This is a genomic window from Microcystis sp. M061S2 (assembly GCF_020245605.1).
Classification (GTDB): domain Bacteria; phylum Cyanobacteriota; class Cyanobacteriia; order Cyanobacteriales; family Microcystaceae; genus Microcystis.
The window spans coordinates 74,418-81,200 of sequence record NZ_JADBUP010000009.1 but is presented as its reverse complement, the minus strand read 5'-3'; the positions used below and the strand labels follow the sequence as shown (position 1 = coordinate 81,200).

Here is a 6,783-nt window from a genome sequence, read left to right as displayed (position 1 = left end):
TACACGGCAGAAGTCGTCGACATGACAGAAAAGAGCTTCTAGACTAGACATAGATGGGTTGGGGGTGCTGAGTTTATATATTTTTCAGCTTACTAGCCCCCGCCTTTTCTTTCCTCCCTTATCCCGAACTGACGTTAAATACTCATTTACCCCCATTTTCTTAATACTTTCTTTGACTTTGGCTGAAATTTAAACTAATCTCCCCTCATTCATAGGTGGAAAACGATGATAATACATGGCAATCATCATGGGAATTAGAACCATTAAGTTATAGAAAAGATGCAGTTCTAACCGAGGAAACCAAATTTGTCCAATACTAATAGGAACGCGAGAATCCCATAAGTTTTGACCAATAATTGCCTGTCCTAAGAGTAAAGCGTGTTCAAAATGATGATAGAATTGTAATCCTAAGGCCAAATCCCACCAAAGACGAGCTTTTCCATGAAAAGAAGGCCGAAAAATAGCTAACCCTAATAACATAAAAAGAGCGTGTCCATAGTGTAGCCATTCCGAGCGCATTAACCAAGGTTTCCAGAGTCCTAACAACCCTAAACACTCCGGTCTCGGCCATCCTAAACCCCACAATTGATAAGCTTGAATAATATGTTCTGAGATGTGGGCAATAGTCACTATCATAAAGATTTGCATCCCCAATTTATGCCAGCGTCCATTCATCGCATAAACGAAAGAACGGATGATATTTGAAATCAGTTGAATAGGGTTTCTTTGGTTGGGAATTTGTCGAACTGTAGTCATGATTTGGTTCTCCTGTGGTTTAAAAAAGGGTAAAACTGGATAATTTTTATCAGAAAACCTTTAATGGTTCTGTCTGAAGTAAGTTCGATTTTTCTGGAACTGTTTGGACAAATATTGCCAAGATGAAAGCTGTCTTGATTTCTCGGAAAGAAACAGGTAAAGTGATGATTAAATCCTTTCCTGAAGATAACCACAAAATAGGGGATAAAGGGGTTAATTGTTGAGAGAAAGACGATAAAGTTAACGGGATATCGAGACTCAAACCCGCTTTCTTAATACTTTCTTTAGCAGACCAAATGCGAGTCGCTGCCATATTAAAATCCTCATGATTCTCTTGACTAATTACCTCCGCTAAATTAAAGGAATTTTCCCCCAATAAATCGCGCCACATCTGCACATCACGGGGGATAATCGGTTCCAGATCGCATCCTGACGCACCCTTAAGCACAAGGGTTAAATCTTCGGCATGAGATACCGAAACCGTCTCGTTATCGCTTAATTCGGGCTTGCCATCCCCCCGACGCTGAATTACACTAGGGGATGAGGTTAACATCCCTAAACTGCGATCGCTTCTGACTCGTCTTTCTACCGTTGCATCCTGATCGAGAATTAAAGTTAAATCGACATTAGGCATCACCTCCTTAATCTTTCGTTCTAAATAACAGGGTAAAAGGGCTGGAATCCAGGGATCTTGAGGATTTCTGTGTTTAATCACCTTTAATTCCAATCCTTGCCACACTTCTAAGAGATTCCCCTCGTCATCCAATACCTCAAGATCATAGACAAAGGTATCTCCTTGATGCAGTCTTTCTTTGGCTGAAACAAACTGATTTTCGCCTAAATTGACAGAATATACCGTTAAGCGTTCTATGCCAGTGGGTAGAATAGTGGCATGGGGAACACAAGCTTGTAAAGCATGGATAACGGCATCTCTTGCCCCTGCATCGCCTAAAATCAGGGATTGAGGTAAATAACGACTAAACCAAGCAGTTTTTTGCTCAATCTTAATTTCTGCAATACATTCGGTTGCTTTGAGATGAGAATAACCCTTAATTCGTTGAAATCTTGCTTTATGGAACAGTAAATGACCATATAAGTCCGTATCTGGATTAATTTGAGGGTTATTTTTTCCTTCTTTAAGGGGGACAGGGGGAATCATTGGGCGACAGTCTGGCTCCGCCACAGAAGAATGGCTGATGATGGCTTCAAAATGATCGATACTAAACCCTGTATTGGCACAGCGAATAACGGCCTTAACCTTTCCAGAATCGGTGATTAAGGTAGCAATTTGTATCTTTAAGGGTTGATCGGCAGAAACCACGATCGGACGGTTAAATTTAACCGATTCAAACCTTAATCCTCCAGTTTCCCCCTTGTTAAGGGGGACGGAAGGGGGATCTTGGTTTTCCCCCTTGTTAAGAGTTTGATCCTCCTTCCTTGCTAAGGTGGGGAGTAATGCAGTGGCCACCTGCGCGATCGCTTCTAACCCCAGGACACCGGGGAAAATGTATTCTCCTTGATAAACATGATCTTGTAAATAAGGATCATTGTCTAAGGATAATTCTGCTTCAGTAATCAGTTCAATTCCCGTGTAATGAACTTTCTTTGTCTCTAAAAAGCGTAAAAAAGATAATTCTTGCGGTTTTAAGCTTAAAGTCGGCGGTTCACCAAAACGCCCGGCGATGATGACAGAGGCAGTGGGTAGGGATTGATTTAAAAGTAAATGTAAGTATTTAATGCCAATATCGGGAGAAATAGGGGTAATACCTTCATTTCTTAGCTTTTCAACTGTTCCTAAACGTTCTCCCATGCCAATACCGGACCAAACCGACCATTCTAGGTTTAAACAGCGACAATTAGGGTATTTTCGACTAAATTCCGCTACAATATTCCCTAACCATTCATTGGCTAACCCATAGTCTGCTTCTCCTTTCAATCCAGTCTCGGCAATAATTGAACCGAAGGTGATTAAATAGTTGAGAGAATCGGGGTTAATTCCCGTTAAGATATGTTGCAAACCCTTGACTTTTGGGGCTAAAGTTGCTAAGAAATCTTCTGGTTCGAGATGTTGAATTAATTTCGGTGTATTAACCCCTGCACCGTGTAAAATTCCCGTAATTTCTCCTAAATTTGTCTTAATTTCGGCGATAGTTTGCTGAACTGACTCAGCATCACTGACATCACAAGAATAATAATGGACTTGGATGTTTGCAGACTTCATTCTTGCTAAATTTTCGGCTAATTCTCGGTTATCTTCAGGTTGAGAACGTCCTAAAATCGCTAAGGTGGCTTTACTTTCTTTAGCTAAGGATAAGGCACATTCTGAGGCAATACCTCTCCCTCCTCCCGTCACCAAAAGAAGCTCCTTGATTTTGCTTTTATTTGGCCTTTTTAGGTCTTTTTTCTGCTTAGGGTTATCGGTATCTTTTTCTAACCCTAACAAGTTTAATTGACGAACAAACCGTTTTCCGTTTTCATCATAATAAACTTCTGTATAGCTATCGGTTGCAGTGATTTCTGAGAGAATGATATTAACTGCATTGGGATGATGAAAAGGAATATCAATGACACAGGTAGGAATTTGACGATTTTCTAGATAAAAAGTTCTTGCAAAGGACGCATATCCTCCTCCTTGTTGAATCAAAATCAAGGTTTTTTTCTCTTTTATAGATAATTTTGCCCCTTTTAAAAGCAAATCAATTTCTGATTCATCAGGATAGGGTTTTAAACAAATAATAATCCCTTTTTCCTGCTCATGCTTTAAGGTGGGTTGTAAAACAGATAAGTTAGGCAATAAAGGATGATCAGCATGGGCGATAATATGCCAATTTCCCGCTTTTTTTCGATTTATTTGCTTTTTATCTGATTTAATTAACGGTTTTTCGATTAATTCAACCGTAAACGCACGCAGCCAATTATCAACACCCATAGGGATTGATTCTTGAGGAATTTGGGGATTATTTTTGCCTAATTCTTCTAAAGCTGCTGCTAGATCCTGAATAGTTGCATTGGCATAATCTGTCGGTGAATGGGGAGGAGATAAGTCTAACTGACGCGCTGCTTCGATCACTAATTGACTGACACTGATAGAATTAAGGTGCAGATCCGCCAACAAGCGATGATGATTTTCAATGGTTTCTAGGGGTAACTCTGTTTTTTGTGCCACCAATTGACGAATAACTTCAATTTTTGAGGTTTCAGGTTTCAGGTTTGAGGTTTCAGGTTTCAGGTTTTGGCTATGATTAGGTAATAAAAGATCAATATTCTCTACTTTTGCCTGTTGACTTTTGCCCTTTGCCTTGATCTCACATGGATTGGCAATAAAATGGGGTTGATAGTCTAAATGAAAGGGACGACTAAATCTATCTTCAAATAACCCTTGATAGTTAACCTTGACACCATTAACAAACATCACTGCAACCGTTTTCAATAACCCTTGTAAAGACTCACTACTGCTATCGAGAGAAATTACGGGAATATCCGTTATATCTGCCACTAAACGGCTTAATATCGAACCAGAACCCACTTCAATGAATAAATCAACCTCTTTCTCTGCTGACTTGACTGCATCGATGAAGCGCACCGGTGAGGTCATTTGTTCTAACAAAAGCGAGCGCCAGTCGGTATTTAATGGCAATTTTTCGCCCGTTACGGTAGAAATAACCGTTCTTTGTAGGGAATTTAAGGGATAAGTTTGTAAATAATCTTCTAAGGGTTGCACAGCCCGGGCCACTAGGGGAGAATGGAAAGCGTGGGAGACAGGCAAATAAACGGTTTTAATGCCTTGATTTTGGGCTTTTTCAACAACATCTTTAATCCCTAAGGCCTCTCCTGAGATTATTGTCTGATAGGGTGAATTTAATCCCGCAATCTCAACGATACGTCCATTTAATAAACTTTTAACCGTTTCTGCATCGGCGTTAATGCTGGCCATTCTACCTGTTGGGTGGCCCAGTTGTGCCATTGCTTGACCGCGAATTTTAGCTAGATTAATTAATTGAGTCTTATCATAGGCATTTGCCCAAAATAAAGCGCATAATTCCCCTAAACTGTGTCCTATGGCTAAATCTGCTTTAATATTTAAGTTTTCTAAGAGTTGTAACCCCCCTAGGCAAGCCGTAATGATCGCCGGTTGAGCAATATTCGTCACCGTGTTATCCTTACCCTTGGCTAACTGAGCCTTGTTATATAATTGTTTAATCACAGGAAAACGTCTTTCCCAGAGTCCCCCATGAAGATAAACTGGTGCGGATTGCCCCGGAAAGAGAAAACCTATTTTATTGATCTGTTTTTCGTGATTGGTAAAGATATTATCTAAATTTTGACCGGCGGGGATCAACGAGCGCAAGCCTTGCGCTCCTACAAGGTGATTGGTTAAGCTATCGGGGGAAGATGCAATAATGGCCAGACGATAGGGTAAATGAGGATTTACCTTTTTCGCTAATTCAACGGCAAGATCGGTCATTTCTGACTGGGATATGCGAGGAACAATATTTAATAACCGATTAACCTGTGCTTGTAAGTCTTCTTGACTATTTGCACTCAATAGGAATAACTCCGCATCTTGGGGAGAATGGATTAATTTTTGTTCCTGTGGCGTTAGAGTGTGACGACGAATCTGACTTAATCCCTCGATGATAATATGACTGTTAATGCCCCCAAAACCCATGGCACTCACTGCTGCCCGTAAAGGTAAGGAATTTGGCCAGATTTTCCCCTCTTTTAATACCTGTAATCTTGCCTTGTCTTCGGTTAACCGAGCCTGAGGGCGATCGCATCCCGTCACTGGTGGTAAAATTTGACGATGAACCGCCATAGTCGCCTTAATTAACCCTGCTATCCCTGCCGCCGCCTTAGTATGGCCAATATTCGCTTTAATTGAACCAATAACGGCTTTATTTACCGTATCTGGATGAATACGAGATAAAACTTCTAATTCGGTTCCATCACCCACCGCCGTTCCCGTACCATGGCCTTCAAAATAAGCTATAGTATCCCCCGTAAATTCAGCCCGTTTATAGGCGCGATTTAAAGCCAATAACTGTCCTTCCACTTCTGGACGAGTAATTCCGCCTTTGCCATCGGAAGAAATCCCCCAACCTTGAATAACAGCATAAATCCGTTTATTTTGGGCTAGGGCATCCTCATGACGCATTAACACCAAAAAACCGCAGCCTTCCCCCGGAATAAACCCATTAGACCCTTGATCATACACTTTCATCTCCCCAGAGGCTAAGGCTCCCGTTTTGGCAAAACCCACCAACTCAAAAGGGTCCATACTAATATCCACACCCCCGACTAAAGCGATATCTAAATCTTGAGCGACTAAAGCCGAACAACCATTCGCTACTGCCAGTAAAGAGGAACTACAAGCCCCATCGACGATATATCCGCCCCCTTTTAAGTCAAAATAATTACAAATTCTCCCCGCTATCGTATTCGCGAGATTTCCCGCTAAAGACTCCTCTCCAATCGGTTCAAAGGGTTCTTTAAAGCGATTTTCTAATTCATTTAAGAAAATTTGCCGTTCTTTGTCCGATAATCCTTCTTTTAATAATTGTTCTTCTACCCTATGACGCACATAGGGCCAACGCAGTCTTAAGGTATTAGCCCGCGATAACTCGCCTGTGAGGGTATTTCCCAGTAAAACTCCGGTTGTTTCTTTATTTAACCCCTTTCCGTTGGGAAATCCCGCATCATTCAACGCCTGAGACGCAATATCTAAGGCTAACCAGTGGGCTAAATCAGCCGAACGAAAGGTACTCCCCACCACTTTATAAGCAATGCGATCGAATTCATAGCCCTCAATAACGGCAGCTTGAGTCGAATAAATGACATCGGGGGTGCTTTTATCGGGAGAATAGTAGTCACTTAACGATAATCGCTCTGAGGGAAAGCGACGAAATGCGCGACGCTGAGACAGGACATTTTCCCATAATTCCTGTGGAGAATCGGCATCAGGATAAAGACAAGCCATACCAACAATAGCAATTTGAGGAGAAGCTTTCATAGTCAATGACCAGGAGA

At 41.3% G+C, this 6,783-nt stretch carries 2 protein-coding genes; both read right to left on the bottom strand.

All coding sequences use genetic code 11. From position 1 onward, the window contains the following. Window positions 1–189: 189 nt before the first annotated feature. Window positions 190–756 (bottom strand): hypothetical protein, encoded by a 567-nt coding sequence (locus tag IM475_RS01705; protein ID WP_002762574.1) that lies wholly within the window; start codon window positions 754–756, stop codon window positions 190–192. Window positions 757–805: 49 nt separating this feature from the next. Further along, entirely contained in the window at window positions 806–6,766 is a 5,961-nt protein-coding gene (locus IM475_RS01700; RefSeq protein WP_287726483.1) for a type I polyketide synthase, read from the bottom strand. Window positions 6,767–6,783: the final 17 nt, after the last annotated feature.

Bases quoted from the DNA above. Each gene is read 5' to 3' on its own strand.
- IM475_RS01700 (WP_287726483.1), bottom strand. From the start codon at position 6,766: ATGAAAGCTTCTCCTCAAATTGCTATTGTTGGTATGGCTTGTCTTTAT.
- IM475_RS01705 (WP_002762574.1), bottom strand. From the start codon at position 756: ATGACTACAGTTCGACAAATTCCCAACCAAAGAAACCCTATTCAACTG.